Origin of the sequence: Luteimonas deserti (assembly GCF_013425765.1) — a bacterium.
GTDB classification, from domain to species: domain Bacteria; phylum Pseudomonadota; class Gammaproteobacteria; order Xanthomonadales; family Xanthomonadaceae; genus Luteimonas; species Luteimonas deserti.
This window is the reverse complement of sequence record NZ_JACCJZ010000020.1, coordinates 491,268-514,967: the sequence shown is the minus strand read 5'-3', so window position 1 is coordinate 514,967 and position 23,700 is coordinate 491,268. Positions and strand designations below refer to the sequence as shown.

The following is a 23,700-nucleotide window of genomic DNA, read 5'->3' as shown; positions in this document are numbered from 1 at the left end:
TGTAAGCACATCGCGTGCCATCTTCACATCCTACTCACGTCGCACACACGCCACGGGCTTGTGACCCTCGGGGTCAACTTTTGCCCTGATCGAGTGAAAACGGCAGTCCCGCTGCTCATCATGGGGTGAGCGGGCTGATCTTAGACAGGCGTGCGCACCTGACCGGCGCCGGTGACCACGAAACGCTCCACCGTGAGGGCCTCCAGCCCCATGGGTCCATAGGCGTGCAACCGGGTCGTCGAGATCCCGATCTCGGCGCCCAGTCCCAGCTCACCGCCGTCGCTGAAACGGGACGAGGCGTTGACCATGACGACCGCCGAACGGAGCGATGCGATGAACCGCTGCGCGCTGGCATCGTCCCGGGTGACGATGACCTCGGTGTGGTCCGAGCCGTAGCGCCGGATGTGCGCGAGCGCGGCATCGAGCGAATCGACGACACGCGCGGCGATCACCAGATCCAGGAACTCGGCGGCGTCATCGTCCTCGCCGATCGGCACGACGCCCTCGGCGCGAGATGCGATACACGCATCGCCACGGACCTCCACCCCCCGCTCGCGCAATGCCGCAACCGCGCGCGGCACGAAGTCATCCGCGACATCGGCGTGCACCAGCAGGGTTTCAAGTGCATTGCAGGCGGCGGGCCGGCCGGTCTTGCCGTCGACGAGCAGGGCCAGAGCGACAGCCGGATCGGCGCTGGCGTCCACGAACAGGTGGCAGACGCCCTTGTAGTGCTTGATCACCGGGACGCGTGCGTGTTCGGAGACGAAACGGATCAGGCCCTCGCCACCGCGCGGAATCGCGAGGTCGACGATGTCGCTGAGCTGCAACAGTTCGAGCATCGACTCGCGGCGCAGGTCGCGCACCAGGGTCAGCGCGTGAGCGTCGACACCTTGCGCCGCGATCGCCGCCCGCAACGCGTCGGCGATCGCGGTGTTCGAGTGGATCGCCTCGCTGCCGCCGCGCAGGATCACGCCGTTGCCGGCTTTGATACACAATGCCGCCGCGTCGGCGGTCACGTTCGGCCGCGCCTCGTAGATCATCGCGACCACCCCCAGCGGCACCCGGACCTTGCGTACGCGCAATCCGTTGGGCCGCACGTCGTCGCGGGTCACCTGGCCGACCGGATCCGGCAGGTCGGCGACATCGCGCACCGCTGCGGACATGCCGGCGAGCCGCGCCCGATCCAGGCGCAGTCGATCCAGCAGTGCGCCGGTCGTGCCACGCGCCTGCGCGGCATCGATATCGCGCACGTTGGCGGCGAGGATCACATCGGAATTCGTGTCCAGCGCAGCGGCCATCGACCGCAGCAGCGCATTGCGCGCGTCGGTGTCGAGCATCGCCAGCTGCGCGGCGGCGTCGCGACAGGCCAGGGCGGCGGTTCGGATCTCGCTCATGGACGTGGACGGTCGGCGGAGCGTGCCACGTTAGCGCGACGCGCCGGTGGGCGCGACGCCGGCGAGCATCTGATCGCCGCCCGCCGCCGGGTGGAGAAGGATGCGGTGCGGGTGTTTCCGTCGGCCGGGCGGTGGACGGGGCCATCTCCCGCCGATCGGGCCCCGCTCGTATCAGGGCACCGGCGACTCCTCGGCTCCGCCACGGCGCCGATGCATCGCGCCGGATCACACGTGATTCCGCAATCGCTCCGAGCCCGCCGGGGCCGCTCAGACGGGCGAAAGGCGCAACGATTGGCGGGCCTCTTCACCAGGAGAACGACGGCCGGACGCGTGCGGAACAGCCCCGGCGCTACACCAGCACCAGATCGTCCCGATGCACGATCGTCTCGCCGTAGCTGTAGCCCAGCGTCGCCTCGATATCGCGCGAGTGCCGGCGCGCCAGCCGGCGGATGTCGTCGGCCGAATACTGGGTCACGCCCCGCGCGATCGGTTCGCGCGCGTCGCCATCAAGCAGTAACACCGACACCAGATCGCCGCGCCGGAACGATCCTTCGGCGGCGAGCACGCCACCGGGCAGCAGCGACGCGCCCTTCTCGACCATCGCATTCGCGGCGCCGTCGTCGACGAGGATCGCGCCCGCTTCGGCCGGCGCGTTCTGCAGCCAGTGCTTGCGCGCGGCCATTCGCGTGCGCAGCGGATGGATGCGCGTGCCGCGCAGGCGATCGTGGGCGAGGCCTTCGAGCACGTCGGCGCGGCGGCCGTTGAACAACACCGTTGCCACGCCCGCCGATGCGGCGCGTTGCGCGGCCTCGAGCTTGGTGCGCATGCCGCCGGTGCCGACACTGCTGCCGGCGCCGCCGGCCACGGCCAGCAACGACGCGCTCATCTTCGCGACCAGCGGCATCGGCCGCGCATGCGGCTCGATGCGCGGGTCGGCATCGAACAGGCCATCGATGTCGGTGGCGATGAACAACACGTCCGCATCGACCAGCGCGGCCACGATCGCGGCGAGATTGTCGTTGTCACCGAGCTTGAGTTCGTCGACCGACACCGTGTCGTTCTCGTTGACCACCGGCAGCGCGCCATGGCGCAGCAGCGCGGTCAGCGTCGCGCGGGCATTGAGATAACGGCGGCGGTTGCGCAGGTCGTCGTGGGTCAACAGCACCTGCGCGACCGGACGTTCGAAGAAGCCCTGCCAGAAACCGGTCAGGCGCGCCTGGCCCAACGCGGCCAATGCCTGGCGCTCGGCCATCGGTGCGCCGGGGGCCAGGTTCGCATGCAGGATCGCGCGGCCCGCCGCCACGGCGCCCGACGACACCACCACGAGTTCGCGTCCGGCCGCGTGACTCGCGCGCACGAAGCCGGCCAGCGCCGCGGCGTACTGGTCCGACAGGCCGCCGCCGTCGGCCGCCAGTAGGCTGCTGCCGACCTTGAGTACCGCGCGCCGCCAGGGCGGCAGCGGTTGTTCGGGGAAATCGGCGGCGGGTGTCGTGGGCATCGACGTGTCAGCGCAGATTCCACTCGTGCACGGTGAGATCGGATGCGTGTTGCAGCACCAGCGGATCCTGCGCCACGAGCGCCTGCGCCTCCGCGAGACTGTCGAGATTGCGCAAGACGTAGGCGCCGCCGCTGCCGTCGCTGAACCCGCCCGTGCAATCGAGCAGATCGCGTGCACGCAGATCGTCGAGGAACGCCTTGTGGGCTGCCACGACGGCCGCGTCGAATGTCGGCCGGCGCATCGCGAGCACCAGATAGCGTTTCACGTGACGGTCTCCTCCAATCGTTTCCGGGCATTGCGGTTCCACTGCGCTTCGACCCGGCGGCGGCGACACGAACCCGTGACGCACGCTCTTCATCCGGGCGCGCGCACCCGAGAGCGCGCCCGACCGACTATGCGTGCGCCGTCTGCCTCAGTCCAGCGCCGTCAGACGGGCGCGCAAGGTATCGAGCCGCAGGTCCGCCGCGCCACCCGGCGAGGTGCGTGCGGCGAGGCTGCCTTCCGGCGTACGCCCCTGCCCGGCCGTGTCGGCGCTGGCCGCGGCGGCCTGGTAGGCCTCGCGGAACGGCACGCCGGCAATCGCCGCTTCGACCGCGACATCGGTGGCGTACATGCCCGAATCGACGGCCGCGCGCAGGCGGTCTTCGCGCCATTCCAGATTCGCCAGCAGCGCCGGCAACAGTTCCAGCGCGGCCAGGCCACGACCGAAACCGTGGAAGATCGCGCCCTTGGAGCTCTGCAGGTCGCGGTGGTAGCCCGATGGCAACGACAGCAACTGTTCGATCTCGGTGCGTGCCGCGGCGACGCTGGCATGGGTGGCGCGCATCAGTTCGACGACGTCGGGATTGCGCTTGTTCGGCATGATCGAACTGCCGGTCGTGTATTGCGCCGGCAGCGCGACGAAGCCGTATTCGGCGCTGGTGAACTGCGACAGGTCCCAGGCCAGACGACGCAGATCCAGCGTCGCGCTGCCCAGCGCTTCGAGCGCGGCCAGTTCGAACTTGCCGCGCGAGAGCTGCGCGTAGACCGGCGAGACCTGCAGGCGGGCGAAGCCGAGCGCGGCCGTGGTGTGGTCGCGATCGAGCGCGAGGTTCACGCCGTAGCCGGCCGCGGTGCCGAGCGGATTGCAGTCGATCAGCGCGAGCGTGTCGCGCGCGCGTACCGCATCGTCGATGAAGGCCTCGGCCCAGCCCGACCACCACATGCCGCCCGACGACAGCACGGCGCGCTGGATGTGCGTGTAGCCGGGAATCGGCAGGTGCGCTTCCGCCTCTGCGCGGTCGAGCGCGACCGTCGCGATCTCGCGCGACAGCGCGGCCAGACGTGCGAGCTTTTCCTTCAGCCACAGGCGCGTGGCGACCAGCACCTGATCGTTGCGGCTGCGGCCGGTGTGGATGCGCCGGCCGGCATCGCCGAGCCGTTCGGTCAGCCGGGCCTCGATCGCCGAATGTCCGTCCTCGAAGCGTTCGTCGAGCACGAAAGCGCCGCTGCGGAAGTCGTCGGCCAGCGTGGCGAGTTCGCGCTTGAGCCCGTCGAGTTCGTCGCCGGAGAGGATGCCGACGCGCTGCAGACCTTCGGCATGCGCGGCGCTCGCGGCGATGTCGTGCAGGAAGAATTCGCGGTCGAGGATCACGTCGTCACCGGCGAGGAACGCCTGGATCTGCGTGTCGACGGCGACGCCGGGCTTCTGCCAGAGGAGAGTGCTCATGTCGATGTCCTTGCAGTATTTGTAGGAGCGCGCTCGCGCGCGATGAGGCGGTGCCGGTGAAGCGCATTCGCACGCGAGCGCGCTCCTAGACGGAAAATCAGTGTGGAATCGAGGTCAGCTCGTCGTAACCCAGCGCGAGGTTGAGATTCTGCATCGCCTGCGTCGCCGCGCCCTTGAGCAGGTTGTCGAGGGTCGCGACGACGACGACGCGGCCATTGCCCGGCGCCATCGTGAAGGCGCCGATCTGCGCGCCGTGCCGGCCGGCGATGCGGCTGACCCACGGCGCGTCGTCGATCACCTCGACCAGCGGCTCGTCGGCGTAGCGCGCATCGAACAGCGCCTTGACCGCCTCGCGCGACATCGGTGCCGACAGCCAGAGGTTCACCGTCAGCGTGATGCCGCGGAAGTGCGGCGCGACATGCGGCATGAACTCGACCGGCAGCGACAGCTGCTTGGACACCTCGCGCTCGTGGACGTGGTTGGTCAGTGCGTACGGCATCAGGTTGTCGGCCAGCAACGCCGTGTCGTTCTTGTCCGACGGCGTGGTGCCCGCGCCCGAGTAACCCGACACGCCGAAGCACTGCGGCGGCCCGGCGAGGTGTTCGACCAGCGGCGCGATCGCCAGCTGCATCGCGGTCGCGTAGCAACCTGGATTGCTGATCCGGCGCTCACCTGCGTAACGCGCACGGGTGAGCTCCGGCAGGCCGTAGTACCAGCCGGCGTCGAAGCGGTAATCGGCCGAGAGGTCGACGATCACGGTGTCCGGCTTCGCGCCGTCGATCGCGGCGACGAACGGCGCGGCCTTGCCGTTGGGCAGCGCGAGGATCACCGCATCGGCGCCCTTCGCGGCGACCGCGTCGGCATCGAGGCTTTCGAAGCGCAGCTCGCCGGCAAACACGTCGTTGTGGTCCGCGACGCGCTGCCCGTCGAGTTCGCGCGACGACACGAACGCGAGTTCGAGGCCCGGATGCGCGGCGACGAGGCGGATCAGCTCCTGGCCGGTATGGCCGCGCGCGCCGACGATGCCGATGGTCTTGGGTCGGGTCATGGCGATCTCCTCAGCCGATCAGCGTCGGCGGGCGGGTCGCGCAATGCGCGACCGAGCGCTGGATCTGCTCGAAGCCGTCGAGGCCGTACCAGAACACCTTCCATTTCTCCTGCTTGATGCAGCCGTCGGACTCGGCGTAATAGAAAATGTTGACCTGGTTGTGATGGCGCGAGCGCCAGAACAGTTGCGGCGTTTCCTCGCGCATCACGTTCCAGACCGCGCGGCCGAGGCCCTCGCCCTGCGCGTCGTCGAGTACCGCGAACTTGTCCAGATACACCGAGCCCTCGGCATCGGTCAGGATCACCGCGGCGCGGTAGTTCTCGCTGACGTAGGCGCGCAGCAGCGGCGTGCGCTCGAAGTAGTCCGGCGCGAGTTCGCGGCCGAAGCTCGACTCGATCAAGGACTTGAGCCGTTCCAGATCCAGCTCCGACCAGTCGACAGCCCGCAGGACCCGTTCGCCGCGACGCACCAGCGTGCCCGAGCCCTTGTGGGTGAACAGTTCCTTGGCCAGATCCGCCGGCCGCGTGATCGACACCGACGACGCCATCGGCAGGCCTTCGAGCAGCGCCTTGATCTGTTCGATCTTGACCTTCATGCCGCCGTGGATCCACGGCTGCTGGATGAGATGGTCGTACTCGGTCGACAGGTTGATCGAGTCGATGACCTTGCCGTCAGCATCGAGCAGACCGCCGGTGCCGGTGAGGAAGATGATCTTGTAGGGCTGCAGCTCGCGCACGAGTTCGTTGGCGGCGAAATCGGCATTGATGTTGAGGATCTGCCCCGACGCGGTTTCGCCCAGGCTCGTGATCACCGGGATTGAGCCGGCCTGCAGGCTCGCTTCGATCGGCGCGAGGTTCACAGCATTCACTTCACCGACCAGACCATAGGTCGCCTGGTCGAGATACGTCGCTTCGAACACGCCGCCGGTGATCGAGGTCGCGCGCGCGCCGTTGCGCTGCAGGGCCTCGACCAGGCGCAGGTTCGCGGCCTGGAACACGCGGCGCACGATGGCCAGCGCCTCGGGCGTGGTCACGCGCAGGCCGTTCACGGTGTTCTTCTCGATACCGGCGGCGGCGAGTTCCGCATCCAGCTGCGGGCCGGCGCCGTGCAGCACGATTGGGGTCAGGCCGACTTCCTGCAGGAACGACAGCGAGGACGTCAGATCGTCGAGCTCGTCGCGCAGCACCGCGCCACCGACCTTGACCACGGCGAAGCGCTTGGCATCGAGCTGCGAGAAGCGCTTGAGGTACTGGCTGATCTCCTTCGCGCTGGCCATGCTCGAGAGCAGGCGCACGATGGTCTGACGGGTCTGGACGTGGGTCGCGGGAATGTTCACGGGTCGGCTTGTGTGGATGGAACGACGGATAGGGGAAGACGGGTCGCGCGGCTCAGGCCGGCGTGTTGATGATCCGGCGCACGGCGTCGGCATAACGCTGCAGTTGGTCCAGGGTGACGAACTCGTCGGCCGTATGCGCCTGCGCGATGTCGCCCGGTCCGAACACGAAGGCGGTGTAGCCACCGGCGGAGAACAGCGAGGCCTCGGTCCAGAAGTCCACCGCGTTGCCGATCGGTAGATCGAAGGCATCGGCGATGTCGCGCGCGGCGAGGCGGCGTTCCTCGGCATTCGCAACGTCTCCGGACGGCAGACTCGGCCCGCGGAAGGTTTCCTCGAAATGCGCGGCGGCCGGTTCGGCGAACCCGGCGAACGTCGCCAGCAGGTCGTCGACATCCATCGACGGCAACGGCCGGAAGCCGAAACGCAACTCGGCCGCCGGCGCGATGACATTGCCCTTGATGCCGCCCTCGACCCGGCCGATGTTGAAGCGCAGACCGGTCAGCCCACCGAAGCGCGCATGCGCCAGCGATTCGACGTGATCGAGCGCGCGTCCGCCCCAGCGCATCGCCTGGTGCAACGCGCTCGCCGCCGGATCCTGCCGGCCCGACGCATGCCCGGCCGTGCCGGCGAAGCGCATCAGCACCGAACTGATGCCGCGATGCGCGAGCACCGCTTCGCAGTTCGTCGGCTCGGCCACCAGCACCGCGTCGAACTGCAGCCCGCGCGCGAGGAAGGCTGCGATGCAACGCGGATCGTTGGCTTCCTCGTCGGAGGAGAACAGAAACGCGGCATCGCCGTCGCCGGCATTGGCGGCGGCGATCAAGGCCGCGGCCGCGCCCTTGATGTCGCAGACACCGAGTCCGACCACCCGATCGGCCTGCCGGCGCATCACATGCGGATCGGCGCTCCAGTCGGGCGAATCGGGCACGGTGTCCAGATGCACATTGAACAGTACGTTCGGCGCACCACGCACTGCGAACAGGCTCACCGCGCCGGCACCATGGTCGACGACCTCGACCTCGAAGCCCGGCAGGCGACTGCGGATGTAATCGAAGATCCCGCCCTCGGCTTTGATCGCACGCGGCGGGTTGCGGGTGTCGAAGGACACCAGCTGTCCGAGATGGTCGAGGGTCTGGTTGAGCAGGTCGGTCATGGCTTCACGTCGAGGATGGAGCATCGGACACATAGAACCAGGCGGTCTTGATCAGCGCGTCTTCGACCTCGAACACCGCGATGCTCTCCATCGGCTGCGCCTGCAGGCCGTGGATGCGTTCGTGATCGAACACCAGCCGGCCCAGCACCGTGCGCGAGATCAGCTCGGCGCGCAGCGCCGGATTATTGAAGCGATGCTCGGCATAGAACGCCTCCAGCGCCCGGATGCCCTGCAGCGACGGCTGCTGCGCGGGCATGCGGAACGCTTGGACGTCCGCGGCGAAGCACGCGACGAACGCCGCCAGGTCGTGGCGGTTGTACGCCTCGAACTGCCGGGCGACGGGGATGGTGGGATCGGACATCGACGGTGCGCCCTGGATGTTCATCACTGCCGCCGCTGCGCGGAACTCATGCTCCGCCGCGGCAGCACACGCTCAGCGATTGACCTGTGCGTAGAGCGTGCTGCTCATGCCGAACAGCTTGATGAAGCCTTCGGCCTCCTCGACACCCCAATCGGCCGACTGCGCATAGGTCGCGCCCTTGGCGTTGAGGATGTGCGGCGAGGTCACCGCCACCGCATCGACGCGGCCGCCACGGGTTTCCAGCACCACGTCGCCGGTGACCTTGGCCTGCGAGGACGCGAGGAAGGCTTCGATGTCGGCCTTGAGCGGATCGTGGAAGAAACCCTCGTAGACCAGCTCGGTCCACTTGCGCGCGACTTCGGGCTTGAAGCGGTTCTGCTGCTTGGTCAGCACCGCGTCCTCGAGCGCGCGGTGCGCGGCGAGCAGCGAGATCAGACCCGGTGCCTCGTACACGATGCGGCCCTTGAGGCCGATCACGGTGTCGCCGGTGTAGACGCCGCGGCCCACGCCGTAGGGCGCGAACAGGGCATTGAGCTTGGCCAGGATCTGCGCGCCCGGCAGCATTTCACCGTCGAGCGCGACCGCGGTGCCCTGCTCGAAGCGCACCTTCACCAGCAGCGGCGCTTCCGGCCATTCGGCGCGCGGCGCGCACCAGCCGCGGGCGCCCTCGCCCGGCGCTTCCCAGCGGTCGATCTCGCCGCCGGACATCGTCAGGCCCAGCAGGTTCTCGTTGATCGTGTAGGCCTGCTGCTTGGCGCGCACGCCGAAACCGCGTTCTTCGAGATAGGCCTGCTCATAGGCGCGCGTCTGCGTGTGTTCCTTCTGTATCTCGCGGATCGGCGCCACGATGCGGTACTCACCCTGCGCCTTCACCGCCAGGTCGAACCGCACCTGGTCATTGCCCATGCCGGTGCAGCCGTGCGCGACCGCGTTGGTGCCGAGCTCGGCAGCACGCGCGAGCGCGGCGTCGACGATCAGATAGCGGTCCGACACCAGCAGCGGGTACTGGCCCTGGTAGGCCTCGCCGGCCCAGACGAACGGCTTGACGAAGCCGTCCCAGATCGCCGCGCCACCGTCGACGGTGACGTGGCTGGCGACACCGAGTTCGGCCGCGCGCTGCTCGATGAAGGCGCGCTCCTCGGCATCGACGCCGCCGGTGTCGGCGAACACGGTGTGCACGGTCCAGCCCTGCTCTTTGAGGTAGGGCACGCAGAAGCTGGTGTCGAGGCCGCCGGAGAAGGCGAGGACGATGTCGCGGGAGGTGTGGGCGCTGGTCATGGAGATGTCCGTGGGGATGCGGAAAAGAATTCGGAAGAAGTGCGGTGTGCGCGTCAGCGCATCAGGGTCGCCATGACCGCCTTCTGCACGTGCAGCCGGTTCTCGGCCTCGTCGATGGCGATGCACTGCGGCGAATCCATCACCGCGTCGGTCGCCTTGACGTTGCGGCGCAGCGGCAGACAGTGGCTGAAAACGCCGCTGTTGGTCAGCGCCATCTTCCGTTCGTCGACGATGAAGTGCTGATACTGGTCGCGGATCGGCTTTTCGGGCGCCCAGTTGCCGAAGAACGGCAGCGCGCCCCAGCTCTTGGCGTAGACGACGTCGGCGCCGGCGTAGGCGCTGTCGATGTCGTGGCTCACATTGAGCGAGCCGCCGTTTTCGGCGACATTCTGCGCCGCCCAGTCCATGTAGCGCTGATCGAGCACGTAGTCCGGCGTCGGACACAGCAGGGTCACGTCCATGCCCATCCGCGTGGCGATGGTCAACGCGGAATTCGCGACTGCGGTGTTGAGCGGCTTGGGGTGGTAGGTCCAGGTCAGCACGTACTTTTTGCCGCGCAGGTCCGAGGTGCCGAAGTGCTCCTGCAGCGCCAGCGCGTGCGCCAGTTCCTGGCAGGGATGGGTGATGGTCTCCATGTTGATGACCGGCACCGGCGAGTACTGGGCGAACGCCTTGAGCACCCGGTCTTCGCGATCGACCGACCAGTCGACGAACTTCGGGAACGCGCGCACGCCGATCATGTCGACATAGCGACCGAGCACGCGGGCCACTTCGGCGATGTGTTCCTCGGTGTCGCCATCCATCACCGTGCCCAGCTCGAACTCGATCGGCCACGCGTCCTTGCCCGGCTGCAGCACGATGGCGTGGCCGCCGAGCTGGAACGCGCCCAGCTCGAAGCTGGTGCGCGTGCGCATCGAGGGATTGAAGAACACCAGCGCGATCGAGCGGCCCTTGAGCGCGTCGCCGAGCTTCTCGCGCTTGAACGCCGCGGCGTCGGCCAGCAGGGCGTCGAGGTCGGGGCGGGACCAGTCCTGCGTGTTGAGGAAGTGTCGGATCGCGGTCATCGGAAATCTCGTGGAGGCAGGAGGCAAGGATGGGACGGAACGGTGACATCGGTGTGCCGGAAACGAAAAAACCCGGCATCGGCCGGGTCTTCTGCAGAACTGCACGTGCAAACGAACGCGTTCCGACTAGCCCGGGAAAATGTGGGCTTCCGGTCGACGCGCACGCGAGGTCATCCCCGACGCCATGCGGGCGGAGGTGAGGATATCGGCGTCGGCGCGAAGGGCGTTCATGAGGCGCGCATCCTCGCACGCCACCCGCCCTGCTGCAATACGGCCCGCCGCCTCACCGCGACTCGGCCGGCGTCACCACCGGCACCACGGTCACCCGCACGCGCAGGCGGTTGCCCGGGTCGTAGGGCAGGCGCGATCTGTACTTCACGCCCTTGTGCACGTAGTCCACGTCGAAGGCGATGGGCCGGCGGAACTCGCGTTCGATCGGCACCATGCGGCAATTGCCTCCGGCCGAGCGATCCACCTCGTCCACGCGCTCGCCGTCGGACCGCAGCACGTCCTTCACCGCGCCGACCATGCGGGCCAGGCCGCGCCGTTCCTCCTGCTCGCCGACCGGGGTCGCCGCTTCGCAGCGCTCCACCATGCTGGTGGCGCGCAGGGTCTGGTACACCGGCTCGGCGCGCAGGACCTGCGCGTATTCCATGCGCGTGTTCTGCGGCGCAGCCTGGGCGCCTGGCGCGGGCGCCTGCGCGGACGCCGGCAGGACGCACGCGGCCAGCACCCACGGGACGGTCCGCAGCGCGACACTGAAGGTTCGAATAGGAAGGAAACGCACTGACCCAGTGTAGGCGCGCCCTTCTGCAGCGGGCTGAATCGCCGCTGTCGTGAACGGACAGGCGCGCGCCGCGGCCCTGGCCCTCCCGGGCTTCGCCCGCCACACGGGCCGGCTTAGAATCGCAGGATTCATTCGGCAGGACCCGCGATGCCCCTCCACCTGTACAACAGCCTCAGCCGCCAGTTGGAGCCGTTCGCGCCGCTCGATCCCGCCTGCCCCACGCTCTACGTCTGCGGTCCCACGGTCTACAACTACGTACACATCGGCAACGCGCGCGGCCCGGTCGTGTTCGGCGTGCTCGCCGACCTGCTGCGGCGCCGTCACGGCGGGCTTCGATACGCGCGCAACATCACCGACGTGGACGACAAGATCAATGCCGCGGCGCAGGAACAGGGCGTGCCGATCGCCGCGATCACCGACCGGTTCGCGGCGGCCTATCGCGAGGACATGGCGGCGCTCGGGATCGCCCCGCCGGACATCGAACCGGCCGCGACCGCGCACATCGCCGAGATCATCGCGATGATCGAGCGCCTGATCGAGACGGGCCACGCCTATGCGGCCGAGGGTCACGTGCTGTTCGCGGTGGACAGCTATGCGGGCTACGGCAAGCTGTCGCGGCGCGAGCTCGACGACATGCTCGCCGGTGCCCGCATCGAAGTGGCGCCGTACAAGCGCGGTGCCGGCGATTTCGTGTTGTGGAAGCCGAGCACCGACGCCCTGCCGGGCTGGGATTCGCCCTGGGGCCGGGGTCGACCGGGCTGGCACATCGAATGTTCGGCAATGGCGGCGGCGCATCTCGGCGAGACGATCGACATCCACGCGGGCGGCGTCGACCTGCAGTTTCCGCACCACGAGAACGAGATCGCGCAGAGCGAGTGCGCCCATGGCGGGGCGCCGTTCGCACGGGTCTGGCTGCACAACGGCATGCTCACCTTCGCCGGCAGCAAGATGTCCAAGTCGGTCGGCAACATCGAGCGGGTGCACGACCTGGTCCGGGCCCATCCGCCCGAAGCGCTGCGTTACTCCCTTCTGTCCGCGCACTACCGCCAGCCCCTCGACTGGTCCGATGCGCTGATCGAGCAATCGGTGCGCACGCTCGACCGGCTCTACGGCACGCTGCGCGACCTGGCCGACGTCGATGCCACGCCGCATATCCCGGCCAGCATCGAAGCCGCGCTCGACGAAGACCTCAACACGCCGGCCGCACTGGCCGAGCTCGCGCGGATCGCAGGCGAGGCGCGCAGGGCCGGCGATTCCGTGACGCGGGCCGCGCTGAAGGCCGACCTGCTCGGCGCCGGGCGTGCGCTTGGCCTTCTGCAGCAGGCGCCGGCCGACTGGTTCGCCCGGGGTGTGAGCGAGGACGACGACGCCCGTATCCAGGCCCTGGTGGACGAGCGCGTCGCGGCCAAACAGGCCCGCGACTTCACCCGCGCGGACGCCATCCGCGACCAGCTCGCCGCCGAGAAGATCGTGCTCGAGGACACGCCTCAGGGCGTGCGCTGGAAGCGCGGCTGAGGGAACGCGACGGCTCCGTCTTCCCGCGGCGGATCGATGGATGCATGACCGCCGCGCCTGCGCCCGACGGGTCGACTGAAGACGCGGCCGGACTGCGTGTCGCCTGCGAACCGACCGCGAAATTTGCGATCGCGCCCATCGCGGCAGCGTCGGCGCCGACACCGCCACGCTTCGTGACCGAACCGCCGCGGGCAGCGGGATCGCACCGACGAGGTCGGCCCGTCCGGCGAACGAAGGCCCGCTTCCGCGGGCCTTCTGCTGCAGACGCGAAAGACCGCGCTCAGACCTTGCGGAACACCAGCGAGCCGTTGGTGCCGCCGAAGCCGAAGGAGTTCGACATCACGTACTCCACCTGATGCTCGCGCGCGGTGTGCGGCACGTAGTCGAGATCGCAACCCTCGCCCGGATGCTCGAGGTTGATCGTCGGCGGGATCACGCCGGTGTGCAGGGCCATCACGGAGAACACCGCCTCCACGCCGCCGGCTGCGCCGAGGAGGTGGCCGGTCATCGACTTGGTGGAGCTGACCATGACCTTCGACGCGTGCTCGCCCAGTACACCCTTGATCCCCATCGTCTCGGCGACGTCGCCGGCCGGCGTCGACGTTCCGTGGGCGTTGATGTAGCCGATCTGCGACGGATCGATGCCCGCATCGCGGATCGCCGCGCGCATGCAGCGCCCACCACCCTCGCCGTTCTCGGCCGGTGCGGTCATGTGGAAGGCGTCGCCGCTCATGCCGAAGCCGGCAAGCTCGGCGTAGATGCGCGCGCCGCGCGCCTTGGCCCGCTCGTACTCTTCCAGCACCAGCACGCCTGCGCCATCGCCCATGACGAAGCCGTCGCGTTCCTGGTCCCAGGGACGCGACGCACCGGTGGGATCGTCGTTGCGGGTGGACAGGGCCTTCATCGAACAGAACCCGCCCACCGATGTCGGCGTGGTGGCGAACTCGGCGCCGCCGGCGATCATCACGTCCGCATCGCCGTACTGGATCATGCGCATCGCCAGGCCGATGTTGTGCGTGGCCGTGGTGCAGGCGGTGACCGCGGCGATGTTGGGACCCTTCGCCCCGGTCATGATCGAAACCTGGCCGGAGATCATGTTGATGATCGTCGACGGCACGTAGAACGGCGAGATCTTGCGCGGACCGCCCTCGTGGTACTTGATCGCGGTGTCCTCGATGCCCTTGAGGCCACCGATGCCCGCACCGATCGCGACCCCGATCCGCTCGGCGTCGTCCGCATCACGGATCGCGAGACCGGCGTCGGCGATCGCCATCAGTCCGCCGGCGACGCCGTAGTGGACGAAGGGATCCATCTTCTTGACGTCCTTGGGCGCGATCCACTGGGTGGCGTCGAAGCCCTTCACCTCGCCTGCGATGCGCGTGGCGAAGTTCGACGCGTCGAAATGGGTGATCGGACCGATGCCCGAACGACCGTTGACGATGCCGTCCCAGCTCGAGGCCAGGTCGTTGCCCAGCGGCGAGAGGATGCCGATGCCCGTGATCACGACGCGGCGCTTGGCCATTGCTCAACTCCTGACAAGTCGGTGGCGGCGCGGTGCGCGGCCGCCCATGTGCACGAGGCCGCAGTGCGGCCTCGTGCTAGAACCTGGATGGCCGGCCGCGCTGCGGCCGGACCGGTCGTGCGTCCGTTCGGATGGGTCCGGGACGCCGACGCGGGCATCAGCCCTTGGTGTGCGCCTTGATGTAATCGATCGCCTGCTGCACCGAGGTGATCTTCTCGGCTTCCTCGTCCGGAATCTCGCACTCGAATTCTTCTTCCAGCGCCATCACCAGCTCGACGGTGTCCAGCGAGTCTGCGCCGAGATCGTCGACGAACGAAGCGCTGTTGCTGACCTCGTCTTCCTTCACGCCCAGCTGTTCGATGACGATTTTCTTGACGCGCTCTTCGATGTTGCTCATGGGTAGTCTGCTCCGGGGAGGCGATTTCGGTGGATAGTGTAAGGGAAAGCCGGGCGACGGGCGCACCACCATCGTAGCCCTTGCCATTCAACGACTTGCCCTCGAATCGAGGCGTTGTTCCAGACCCTCTCAGGCCATGTACATGCCGCCGTTGACGTGCAGCGTTTCGCCCGTGATGTAGGCGGCCGACGGGCCGGCAAGAAATGCAACGGCCTGCGCGATGTCGTCGGGCTCGCCGAGACGACCGAGCGCGATCTGTTCGGTCAACGCGGCCTTCGACGCCTCGGGCAGATCGCGGGTCATGTCGGTGGCGATGAAGCCGGGTGCGACCACGTTGACGGTGACGCCGCGCGAACCGATCTCCTTCGCCAGCGATTTGCTGAACGCGATGATGCCGGCCTTGGCTGCGGCGTAGTTGGCCTGCCCGGCATTGCCGGTCACGCCGATCACCGAAGCGATGTTGATGATGCGGCCCTTGCGCGCCTTCATCATGCCGCGCATCACCGCCTTCGAACTGCGATAGACGCTGGTGAGGTTGGTGTCGAGGATCGCCTGCCAGTCCTCGTCCTTCATCCGCATCAGCAGGTTGTCGCGGGTGATGCCGGCGTTGTTGACCAGAATCGACACCGCGCCGAACTCCGACGCGATCCCCTCGATCAGCGCTTCGATCGCGCCCGTCTGGACCACGTCGAGCACGCGGCCGTGGCCGCCGTGCGCCGACAGACGCTCGCCGATCGCGGATGCGCCTGCTTCACTGGTGGCAGTGCCGATCACGGTCGCCCCCTGCGTGGCCAGGGTATCGGCGATCGCGGCGCCGATGCCGCGGCTGGCGCCGGTGACGAGGGCGATCTCACCCTGCAGAAGTTTCGACATGTCAGGCTCCATCAGGCGGTTCGGGCCGGGATCGACCCGGATTCCGGGCCGGCGCACAGCGCTACCCGGCCATCTGCGCGCACGCGCGCTGCTCGCATCACGCCGGACCGTCGGCGAGCGCCGCATCGAAGTCGGCCGGCACGCCCAGAGCGCGGCCGTCGATCGACTTGTCGATGCGCTTGACCAGGCCGGTGAGCACCTTGCCCGGCCCGCACTCGGCGATCCGGGTCACGCCGCGGGCGACGAGTGCCTCGACGCAGCGTGTCCACTGCACGGGGAGGTACAGCTGGCGCACCAGTGCGTCACGAACGGCATCGGTGTCCGCGTGCACGGCAGCATCCACGTTCTGGATCACCGGCAGCATCGGCTGCGACCAGGCGAGCTGCGCCATGGCCTCGGCCAGGCGCACGGACGCATCGCGCATGAGCGGCGTATGCGACGGCACGCTGACCGCCAGCTTCACCACCTTGCGCACGCCGCGGTCGGCGAGCAGCGCCACGGCGCGATCGACCGCGTCGGCGTGGCCGCCGATCACGATCTGCCCCGGTGAATTGAAGTTCGCCGGCACCACCACCGTGTCGCCGGAGGCCTCTCCGCAGACCGCTTCGACCGTCGCATCCTCGGCGCCGATGACCGCGGCCATCGCGCCGGTGCCAGCGGGCGCTGCGTCCTGCATCAGCTGGCCGCGCAGACGCACCAGACGCGCGGCCTCGTCCAGCCGCAGCACGCCCGCCGCCACCAGGGCGGTGTATTCGCCGAGGCTGTGCCCGGCGAGTGCGGCCGGCACCGCCCCGCCCTGCTGCTGCCAGGCGCGCCACACGGCGACGCCGGCCGCGAGCAGTGCCGGCTGGGTGAACTCGGTGCGATTGAGCTCCGACTCGGCACCTGGCTGGGTGAGTGCCCAGAGGTCGACGCCCGCTGCTTCGGAGGCTTCGGCGAAGGTGTCGCCGACGACCGGATGCTGCGCCGCGAGTTCGCCGAGCATGCCGGTCGACTGCGAGCCCTGCCCGGGAAACACGAATGCGAGGTGCGATGCGGTCACGCGGTCTTCCAGCCGTTGAAACGGGGGCGATGATACGGGCGTGTGCACGACATTGTCTGTACCGGTGCGTATTGCATCGGATCAGAACAGCAGCTGCAGCAACTCGAGTTCGCCGTCCTCGACCAGGTCCCAGACGACGGCGACGATCAATGCCACCGGCAGGACGGTCGCCGCACGCACCACCAGGATCGAGTGCGCCACGTGTCGCGCCGAACGTCCCAGCCGGCGCAGTTGACGCGCCAAGCCCTGCAGCTGCCCCACCCGGCCGGCATGGGCCGCCACCTCGGGTTGGCGCTGCAAGGCCGGCGCCAGCATGTCCGCCAGCACGCCGGTGCGGCCGTCGTAGTACTTCGCTGCGCCGAAGGCGAAGAGCAGCCAGTCGCGCGCCTGCGCCTGCGGCAGCGACATGACGTCGAGCGGGTCTTCCTCGAAATCGATGAAGCCGACGCGGCCGGCATCATCGATGGTGATGTTGCGCGGGACGAGCTGCCCGAAGTACGTGCCGCGCCTGTGCGCATCGGCGATCGCCTCGATGGCGCGCGCGACCAGCGCGTCGATATGCGCCGCGTCGCCGTCGGCATCACGCAGGCGCGCGGCGAGCGTCGGGCCGAGATCACTCAGCAGCAGCGTCGTCTCGCCCTCGCCGAGCACGCGTGGCACGTGCACGCCGGCCGCGGCCAGCTCGGCGATGCGCCGGGCCTCGATGCGTCTCGCGGCACTGCCGCCGGGATGCGGCGGCGGACGCAGCGCGTCGATGTCGAGTCCACGTGCGATCGCGTCGAGCAGACCGAGGCTGAAGCGGCGGCTGTCGCCGTCCACATAGGCCTTCAGCCACGCCTCGCGCCCGGACACGGTGATCGATTCGACACCCATCGAGGTTCTCCTGCCGCGGGGTCCGCATGCACAGTGCGCATGCGGATGCCGGAACTCAGTAACGCAGCAGCGCCGAGCCCCAGGTGAACCCACCGCCGAACGCCTCCAGCAGCACCAGCTGGCCACGCTGCACGCGGCCCGAACGCACCGCCTCGTCGAGGGCCAGTGGCACCGAACCCGACGAGGTGTTGCCGTGCTTGTCGACGGTCACCACGACACGGTCCATCGGCATGTCCAGCCGCTTGGCCGTGGCTTCGATGATGCGCAGGTTGGCCTGGTGCGGAATCAGCCAGTCGATGTCGTGGCGATCCAGGCCGTTGGCCGTCAACGTTTCCTCGACGACCGAATCGAGCGCCTTGACCGCGTACTTGAAGACGTCGCTGCCGGCCATGTTGATGCGCACGCCGGCGTTCTTCTCGCCTTCCTTGAAGCCGACCGACACGCCCACCGGATTCCACAGCAGCTCCTTCTTCGCGCCGTCGGCGTGGAGATGGGTGCTGAGGATGCCGGTCTCGGCATCCGCCTTGAGCACGACCGCGCCGGCGCCGTCGCCGAACAGCACGCAGGTGGTGCGTTCGGTCCAGTCGACCATGCGGGTCAGGGTTTCCGCGCCGACCACGAGCACGGTCTTCGCATCGCCCGACTTGATGAACTTGTCGGCGACCGACAACGCGAACAGGAAGCCCGAACAGGCGGCGTTGACGTCGAACGCGCCGCAGCCGTTGGCGCCGAGACGGGCCTGCAGCAGACAGGCGGTCGACGGAAAGATGATGTCCGGCGTGGTGGTGCCGACGATGATCAGATCGATCTCGGACGCGACGACGCCTGCCGCTTCCATGGCGCGGGTCGCGGCATGGAACGCCAGGTCGCTCGTGGTCTCGCCCTCGGCGGCGATGTGCCGCTCGCGGATGCCGGTGCGCGCCGCGATCCATTCGTCATTGGTGTCGACGATCTTCGACAGGTCGTCGTTGGTCAGCACCTTTTCGGGCAGATAGCTGCCGGTGCCTGCAATGCGGGAATAGATGCGGTCGCTGGTCATCGTGGAGGCTGCCCTCGCCGGGTACGGATGCTGGGAGGACGACGACCGTGCCGACGGATCGGCATGGGGGCGTCACCGCGACGGGCGCGCCGCCCGGTTGATCGGGGCTCCACCGCGTTGCGCGGCGGAGCCGGACGCTGGATCAGTCTTCTTCGACGATCCGGGTCTTGGGCTGGATCACCTGCTTGCCGCGGTAGTAACCGTCCGCCGTGACGTGGTGACGGATGTGCGTCTCGCCCGAGGTCGGATCGGTCGACAGCAGCTTGGCGCTGAGCTTGTCGTGGGCGCGGCGCATGCCGCGGCGGGACGGGGTGACGCGGGATTTCTGCACAGCCATGGGGTTGCTCCAACAGGTCTAGTTGTTTCGATCGTTCTTCAAACCCGCCAACGCCGCGAACGGGTTGGCGCGTGATTCTTCCTCTGCCGAGACCGGCCAGTCGCGTTCGACCGACTCGGACCCGGGCGCCACCGGAATCACCGGCACCGCAAGGATCAGTTCGTCCTCGACCATCGTGGCCGGTGCCAGCATCCCGTCCCCGGGCACCAGCAGCGCCTCGTAGTCGGGGAGCAGCCCGGCCTCGTCGGCCTCGTCGCGGATCAGGCCCAGGCGCTGCACCAGCTGCACCGGAAGCACGAACCGCTGCAGCGACCGCTGGCACACCAGCGGAAGCCCGGCCTCGATACGCACCTCGGCGAACGCCGTCTTCAGTGCATCGTGGCCGAACTCGATCGAGCAGACGACATCGCCGCCATCGGTATCGGCGAGGACATCGGACAGACGTGGCATCGAGGACAGCGACAACCGCCCTTCCAGGCGGCTGCTGGTCGCGACCATGCGCCAAGCGTCGACGATCTCGGGCATTTGGGCGGACATAAGCCGCTGAATGTTAAAGATGCCGCGACCGGCTGTCAACGTGGCAGCGTCCGCGTCCGACGCGCCCGGGCCGCCGGTTTGCCCCGCCCGCGCGGGGCGGGCAGACTGCCGGGCCGCCCGGACGGACCTGCCCCGTGTCGTCGATCCAGACCCTGCTGCTCGCCGGCCTCGTGTCGGCCGTCATTGTAGGCCTGTGGCACTGGTATCGCATCCGTCGCCGTAACGAGGCCTATGCACGTCTGCTCGACGCCGCGGACGCTTTCGAGGCGCGACTGCGCGTGGTCCGCGCGCAGTTCGACGGCCTCGCCGGCGGCGACGGCGATCCGGTGCGGGACGCCCTACAGGAGATGCTGCGCCAGCGTCTGTGGCTGCAGGAGCACGGCGCCGGAGCGAGCGCCCGGGCGCTGGACGGGATGCGGGCATCGATCGCCGCAGCCCAGGCACGGGTCGATCTCCAGCTCGCGCAGCTCGAACAGGCCCGCGCGGCGGCCGGCCTGTGACCGTGCCCGCCCCCCTGGTGCTCGGATCCACGTCACCTTACCGGCGCGAACTGCTGGAACGCCTGCGCCTGCCGTTCACCTGCGAACGACCCGAGGTCGACGAGCAGCCGCTGGACGGGGAGCGTCCCGACGCGCTGGCGCGCCGGCTGGCCGCGGCCAAGGCCGAAGCCGTGGCCCGCCGTCTGCCCGGACATTGGGTCATCGGCTCCGATCAGGTGGCCGCGCTCGACGACCGGGTGCTCGGCAAACCGGGGCACCGCGACGGCGCGATCGGACAGCTCACGGCGATGTCGGGGTGCCGCGTGCGCTTCCACACCGCGATCGCCGTGGCCTGCGCCGGCCACCCCACGCTGCAGGCCGACGACCTCACCGAGGTACGACTGCGTGCGCTGGACCCCGCCGAGATCGTCCGGTACGTCGACGCCGAGACGCCGTTCGACTGCGCCGGCAGCTTCAAGTGCGAGGCCCTGGGCATCGTGCTGTTCGATGCCATCCACACCGACGACCCGACCGCACTGGTCGGTCTGCCGCTGATCGCGACCGCGCGCCTGCTCCGCCAGGCAGGCTTCGTGCTGCCCTGAGGCTCAGTCCGGGGCCACGATGCGCAGCGGCTGCTCGGCCCAGGTTTCCACCGAACCATCGCGACCGGTGATCCGCAGTCCCAGCCAGTAGAGCCCCGGCGGGCGGCTGGCGACATCGACCACGGCATGGAATCCGACGGCGGGCAGCCCGGGATCGCGCGCGCGGTCCTGCAGAAAGGAACCGACCCACTTGTTCGGCACCCCGTAGTGCGCCTCGGCGGCCGCCTCGCCGTCGAGCGTGACCGTCACCGCCGCCACGCCGCTCACGTCCTTCACCACCCACCCGTGCACGTCGAACTGCCCGGCGACGCGGGCCCCGGGCACGGGGACATCGACATGCGCCACTGCCGGCGTCACGCAACCGGTGACCGGTGCCCCCGCCTCGATGCGCGACAGCACGAACCGCTGCGCGCCGCGGTCGGCGTTGACCACCCGCGAGACCGGCAGGCTGCCGAGGCGTGCGCATACCGTCTGATAACGGTCGAGCAAGGCGCTGAACTTGACGTCGCCCGCGCCGATCACCACCAGCGCCGGGCGCCCCTGCAGGTCTTCGCGACCGTCGAGCTGCAGGTGCCAGAGGCCGAGCTGGGGCGCGCGGCCGTGATGCCGGTTGAGCGGATGATCGAGCACCACGATGCGCGGATCCTGGAGGGCGAAGCCGAGTTCTGCGCCGATCTTGAAGTTGTCCGCCACCAGCACCGTGTCGGCCGGCATCGCAGCCAGCTCCTCGCGTACGGCAGCCGCCAGTTCGTCCCAGCCGGCGAAGTTGGATGGATACCACTTCGAGGCCGCAGCGCGCTCGCGCACCTGCGGTGACGACACGGCGACGTAATACGCGTTGACCGCGACGAAGCCGAGCAGCAGCGATGCCCAGGTCAACGCGCGCAGCCAGCGCGGCCAGCCCGACAGGGCGAACCCCGCCAGCGGCAGAAGCGCCAGATAGCCGGGCAAGGGCCAGTGGAAGCTGACGCGCTCGGTATCGGCGACGAAGCCCAGCGCGAAGAAGCCGGCCACCAGCAGCGTGCCGCTGAGGGCCAGGAACCGCGCGGCATCGTCGGGCAGGCGACGCACGCGCCAGGCCGCGAGCAGCAGCGCGGCGAACAGCAACGGCGTCACCACGGCGGCCTGGATGACCACGAAGCGCCAGCCTTCGGCATGCAGCGCCCAGGGATGCCGGTCGACCATCTGGAACCGCAGGCCGGCCTCGGCGTTGTCGACGTTCCATGCCAGCAGCGGCGCCCAGGCGGCCGCGCCCGCGGCGATGGCGATCCAGGTGCGGGGATCGCGCAGCGCCTCGCGTCCCCTGGGCAGACACAGCAGCGCCAGCAGACCCACGCCGATCACGGCCACGAAGCGGTAGTGGCTCAACGCGCCGAGCGCCAGCCCCAATGCCAGCAGCAGCGCGCTGCCATGGGTGACGCCGCGCATCAGCCGCACGCCTGCATCGAGGCACAGCACGGTGGCGAGGGCGAGGATCGCATCCGGCAGGGCCATGACCCCGAGCGAGCCGAGCAACGGCAGCAGCAGCGCCAGACATCCGGACAGCCAGGCGGGCGCCGCGTCGAACTCCCGGCGCGTGAGCCAGACGATCCACCACGGCACGAGTGCGGAAATGGCGATGAAGGGCAACCGCACGCCGAGCAGGGTATTGCCGAACACCTCGGTGCCCAGGCGGATCAACCACGCGGTGAGCCCGGGGAGATCGGAATACGCCCATGCCGGGTGCTGGCCTTCCTGCCAGTAGAAGGCCTCGTCGACGAACAGCGGCAGGCGCGAGGCGATGACCAGTTTCAGCGCGACGGTCGCCACCCACAGCACGACGAACACCGTGCGCATTTCCAATCGCCGCATTGAATCCGACCTCGCTACACTCGTGGGTATCGCCGCAGGGAGACAGTGCATGTCCGATCCGTCCACGACGCCCGTCATGCTAACCGACCGGCACCGTGAAGCCCTGTCGTCCGCGCAGGCGCAGGTCAACCGCATCGTGCTCGGCAAGCAGACCGCGGTGACGATGAGCTTCGTGGCACTGCTCGCCGATGGGCACATCCTCATCGAGGATCTGCCGGGCCTCGGCAAGACCACACTGGCGCATGCGATCGCGGCCACCGTGGGACTCGAGTTCCAGCGCGTGCAGTTCACGTCCGACCTGCTGCCGTCCGACGTCGTCGGCGTGTCGGTGTTCGACGGCGCCGCGCGACGCTTCGAGTTCCACGCCGGCCCGGTGTTCACCAACGTGCTGCTGGCCGACGAGATCAACCGCGCGCCACCGCGCACGCAGAGTGCCCTGCTCGAGGCGATGGCCGAACACCAGGTGACGGTCGACGGCGTGACCCACGCGCTGCCGGATCCGTTCTTCGTGATCGCGACCCAGAACCCGGTGGACCTGTCCGGCACCTATCCGCTGCCCGATTCACAGCTCGACCGCTTCCTGATGCGGCTCAACCTCGGCTACCCCGACCGCGACGCCGAGCGCGCGCTGCTCGCCGGCGAGGACCGGCGCAGCCTGATCGCGGGCATGCTGCCGCTGCTCGGCGCCGACGATCTGGCCCAGTTGCGCCGCGCGGTCGCCGGCATCCACGCAAGCCCCGCCCTCGTCGATTACGTCCAGGCGCTGCTGACCCGCAGCCGGCAGCAGCCCGGCGTCCGCGTGGGCCTGTCGCCGCGCGCTGGCCTGGCCCTGCTGCGTGCGTCCCGCGCACTGGCGCTGCTGCAGGGCCGCGACCATGCCTTGCCGGACGACGTGCAGCGCCTGTTTCCGTTGATCGCCTCGCACCGCCTGGTCGCCGACACCGATGCAGCCGACTCCGGCGACGCGCTGGCGATGGCGATCCTGCAGGCCATCCCGGTCGACTGA

The 23,700-nt window shown here is 69.0% G+C and carries 24 protein-coding genes; 4 read left to right on the top strand and 20 right to left on the bottom strand.

Translation table 11 applies throughout. The annotated features are described in order from the left end of the window. Positions 1 to 140: 140 nt before the first annotated feature. The 11 genes from H0E82_RS14975 to H0E82_RS14925 all read right to left on the bottom strand — a co-directional run bounded on the left by H0E82_RS14975 (position 141) and on the right by H0E82_RS14925 (position 11,495). Entirely contained in the window at positions 141 to 1,394 is a 1,254-nt protein-coding gene (locus H0E82_RS14975) for a glutamate-5-semialdehyde dehydrogenase (protein ID WP_180546260.1), read from the bottom strand. A gap of 349 nt (positions 1,395 to 1,743) precedes the next feature. Next, entirely contained in the window at positions 1,744 to 2,892 is a 1,149-nt protein-coding gene (proB, locus tag H0E82_RS14970; protein ID WP_180546259.1) for a glutamate 5-kinase, read from the bottom strand. Between the two features lie 7 nt (positions 2,893 to 2,899). After that, positions 2,900 to 3,157 carry a YciI family protein gene (locus tag H0E82_RS14965; protein WP_328797051.1) on the bottom strand — a complete coding sequence of 86 codons (258 nt, stop codon included), beginning with the start codon at positions 3,155 to 3,157 and terminating at the stop codon, positions 2,900 to 2,902. Positions 3,158 to 3,304: 147 nt separating this feature from the next. Continuing rightward, complete coding sequence (gene argH / locus H0E82_RS14960) at positions 3,305 to 4,600, bottom strand: argininosuccinate lyase (RefSeq protein WP_180546255.1); 1,296 nt, start codon at positions 4,598 to 4,600, stop codon at positions 3,305 to 3,307. Between the two features lie 97 nt (positions 4,601 to 4,697). Continuing rightward, complete coding sequence (argC, locus tag H0E82_RS14955) at positions 4,698 to 5,648, bottom strand: N-acetyl-gamma-glutamyl-phosphate reductase (RefSeq protein WP_180546253.1); 951 nt, start codon at positions 5,646 to 5,648, stop codon at positions 4,698 to 4,700. 10 nt (positions 5,649 to 5,658) lie between these two features. Next, complete coding sequence (locus H0E82_RS14950) at positions 5,659 to 6,984, bottom strand: acetylglutamate kinase (RefSeq protein WP_328797050.1); 1,326 nt, start codon at positions 6,982 to 6,984, stop codon at positions 5,659 to 5,661. Positions 6,985 to 7,036: 52 nt separating this feature from the next. Next, complete coding sequence (locus H0E82_RS14945) at positions 7,037 to 8,137, bottom strand: acetylornithine deacetylase (protein WP_180546249.1); 1,101 nt, start codon at positions 8,135 to 8,137, stop codon at positions 7,037 to 7,039. A gap of 4 nt (positions 8,138 to 8,141) precedes the next feature. Next, a complete protein-coding gene (locus tag H0E82_RS14940) occupies positions 8,142 to 8,498 on the bottom strand; it encodes a nuclear transport factor 2 family protein (RefSeq protein WP_180546247.1) in 357 nt (118 codons plus the stop codon). 72 nt (positions 8,499 to 8,570) lie between these two features. After that, positions 8,571 to 9,776 (bottom strand): argininosuccinate synthase, encoded by a 1,206-nt coding sequence (locus H0E82_RS14935; protein WP_180546246.1) that lies wholly within the window; start codon positions 9,774 to 9,776, stop codon positions 8,571 to 8,573. A gap of 53 nt (positions 9,777 to 9,829) precedes the next feature. After that, positions 9,830 to 10,840 carry an N-acetylornithine carbamoyltransferase gene (locus tag H0E82_RS14930; protein ID WP_180546244.1) on the bottom strand — a complete coding sequence of 337 codons (1,011 nt, stop codon included), beginning with the start codon at positions 10,838 to 10,840 and terminating at the stop codon, positions 9,830 to 9,832. 283 nt (positions 10,841 to 11,123) lie between these two features. After that, positions 11,124 to 11,495: a hypothetical protein gene (locus tag H0E82_RS14925; RefSeq protein ID WP_235974330.1), complete on the bottom strand. Its 372-nt coding sequence runs from the start codon at positions 11,493 to 11,495 to the stop codon at positions 11,124 to 11,126. A gap of 279 nt (positions 11,496 to 11,774) precedes the next feature. Here H0E82_RS14925 and cysS point away from each other — a divergent pair, with 279 nt between their 5' ends. Beyond that, entirely contained in the window at positions 11,775 to 13,142 is a 1,368-nt protein-coding gene (cysS, locus tag H0E82_RS14920) for a cysteine--tRNA ligase (RefSeq protein ID WP_180546242.1), read from the top strand. Positions 13,143 to 13,422: 280 nt separating this feature from the next. On the opposite strand, the gene fabF is transcribed toward cysS, so the two are convergent. The 8 genes from fabF to H0E82_RS14880 form a co-directional block, all read right to left on the bottom strand. After that, the gene (gene fabF, locus H0E82_RS14915; protein ID WP_180546240.1) at positions 13,423 to 14,664 is read right to left on the bottom strand and encodes a beta-ketoacyl-ACP synthase II; all 1,242 of its coding nucleotides are present in this window, start codon (positions 14,662 to 14,664) and stop codon (positions 13,423 to 13,425) included. A gap of 157 nt (positions 14,665 to 14,821) precedes the next feature. Then, the gene (gene acpP / locus H0E82_RS14910) at positions 14,822 to 15,061 is read right to left on the bottom strand and encodes an acyl carrier protein (RefSeq protein WP_096208844.1); all 240 of its coding nucleotides are present in this window, start codon (positions 15,059 to 15,061) and stop codon (positions 14,822 to 14,824) included. A 129-nt stretch (positions 15,062 to 15,190) separates the two neighbouring features. After that, positions 15,191 to 15,934: a 3-oxoacyl-ACP reductase FabG gene (fabG, locus tag H0E82_RS14905; RefSeq protein ID WP_180546238.1), complete on the bottom strand. Its 744-nt coding sequence runs from the start codon at positions 15,932 to 15,934 to the stop codon at positions 15,191 to 15,193. A 97-nt stretch (positions 15,935 to 16,031) separates the two neighbouring features. Continuing rightward, a complete protein-coding gene (gene fabD / locus H0E82_RS14900; RefSeq protein WP_180546236.1) occupies positions 16,032 to 16,976 on the bottom strand; it encodes an ACP S-malonyltransferase in 945 nt (314 codons plus the stop codon). 81 nt (positions 16,977 to 17,057) lie between these two features. Continuing rightward, complete coding sequence (locus tag H0E82_RS14895) at positions 17,058 to 17,849, bottom strand: BUD32 family EKC/KEOPS complex subunit (RefSeq protein ID WP_180546235.1); 792 nt, start codon at positions 17,847 to 17,849, stop codon at positions 17,058 to 17,060. Positions 17,850 to 17,904: 55 nt separating this feature from the next. Then, a complete protein-coding gene (locus H0E82_RS14890; protein WP_180546234.1) occupies positions 17,905 to 18,888 on the bottom strand; it encodes a beta-ketoacyl-ACP synthase III in 984 nt (327 codons plus the stop codon). A 142-nt stretch (positions 18,889 to 19,030) separates the two neighbouring features. Further along, on the bottom strand, positions 19,031 to 19,225 hold the full coding sequence (gene rpmF / locus H0E82_RS14885; protein WP_180546232.1) for a 50S ribosomal protein L32: 195 nt from the start codon (positions 19,223 to 19,225) through the stop codon (positions 19,031 to 19,033). A gap of 18 nt (positions 19,226 to 19,243) precedes the next feature. After that, positions 19,244 to 19,762 carry a YceD family protein gene (locus H0E82_RS14880; RefSeq protein ID WP_180546230.1) on the bottom strand — a complete coding sequence of 173 codons (519 nt, stop codon included), beginning with the start codon at positions 19,760 to 19,762 and terminating at the stop codon, positions 19,244 to 19,246. 134 nt (positions 19,763 to 19,896) lie between these two features. Here H0E82_RS14880 and H0E82_RS14875 point away from each other — a divergent pair, with 134 nt between their 5' ends. Both H0E82_RS14875 and H0E82_RS14870 read left to right on the top strand, forming a co-directional pair. Further along, positions 19,897 to 20,262 carry a hypothetical protein gene (locus tag H0E82_RS14875; protein WP_180546229.1) on the top strand — a complete coding sequence of 122 codons (366 nt, stop codon included), beginning with the start codon at positions 19,897 to 19,899 and terminating at the stop codon, positions 20,260 to 20,262. Between the two features lie 2 nt (positions 20,263 to 20,264). Then, complete coding sequence (locus H0E82_RS14870; protein ID WP_180546227.1) at positions 20,265 to 20,843, top strand: Maf family protein; 579 nt, start codon at positions 20,265 to 20,267, stop codon at positions 20,841 to 20,843. Between the two features lie 3 nt (positions 20,844 to 20,846). Here the strand turns inward: H0E82_RS14870 and H0E82_RS14865 are convergent, their stop codons facing one another. Continuing rightward, positions 20,847 to 22,679 carry an ArnT family glycosyltransferase gene (locus H0E82_RS14865; protein ID WP_235974329.1) on the bottom strand — a complete coding sequence of 611 codons (1,833 nt, stop codon included), beginning with the start codon at positions 22,677 to 22,679 and terminating at the stop codon, positions 20,847 to 20,849. A 64-nt stretch (positions 22,680 to 22,743) separates the two neighbouring features. Here H0E82_RS14865 and H0E82_RS14860 point away from each other — a divergent pair, with 64 nt between their 5' ends. Continuing rightward, positions 22,744 to 23,700: an AAA family ATPase gene (locus tag H0E82_RS14860; protein WP_180546224.1), complete on the top strand. Its 957-nt coding sequence runs from the start codon at positions 22,744 to 22,746 to the stop codon at positions 23,698 to 23,700.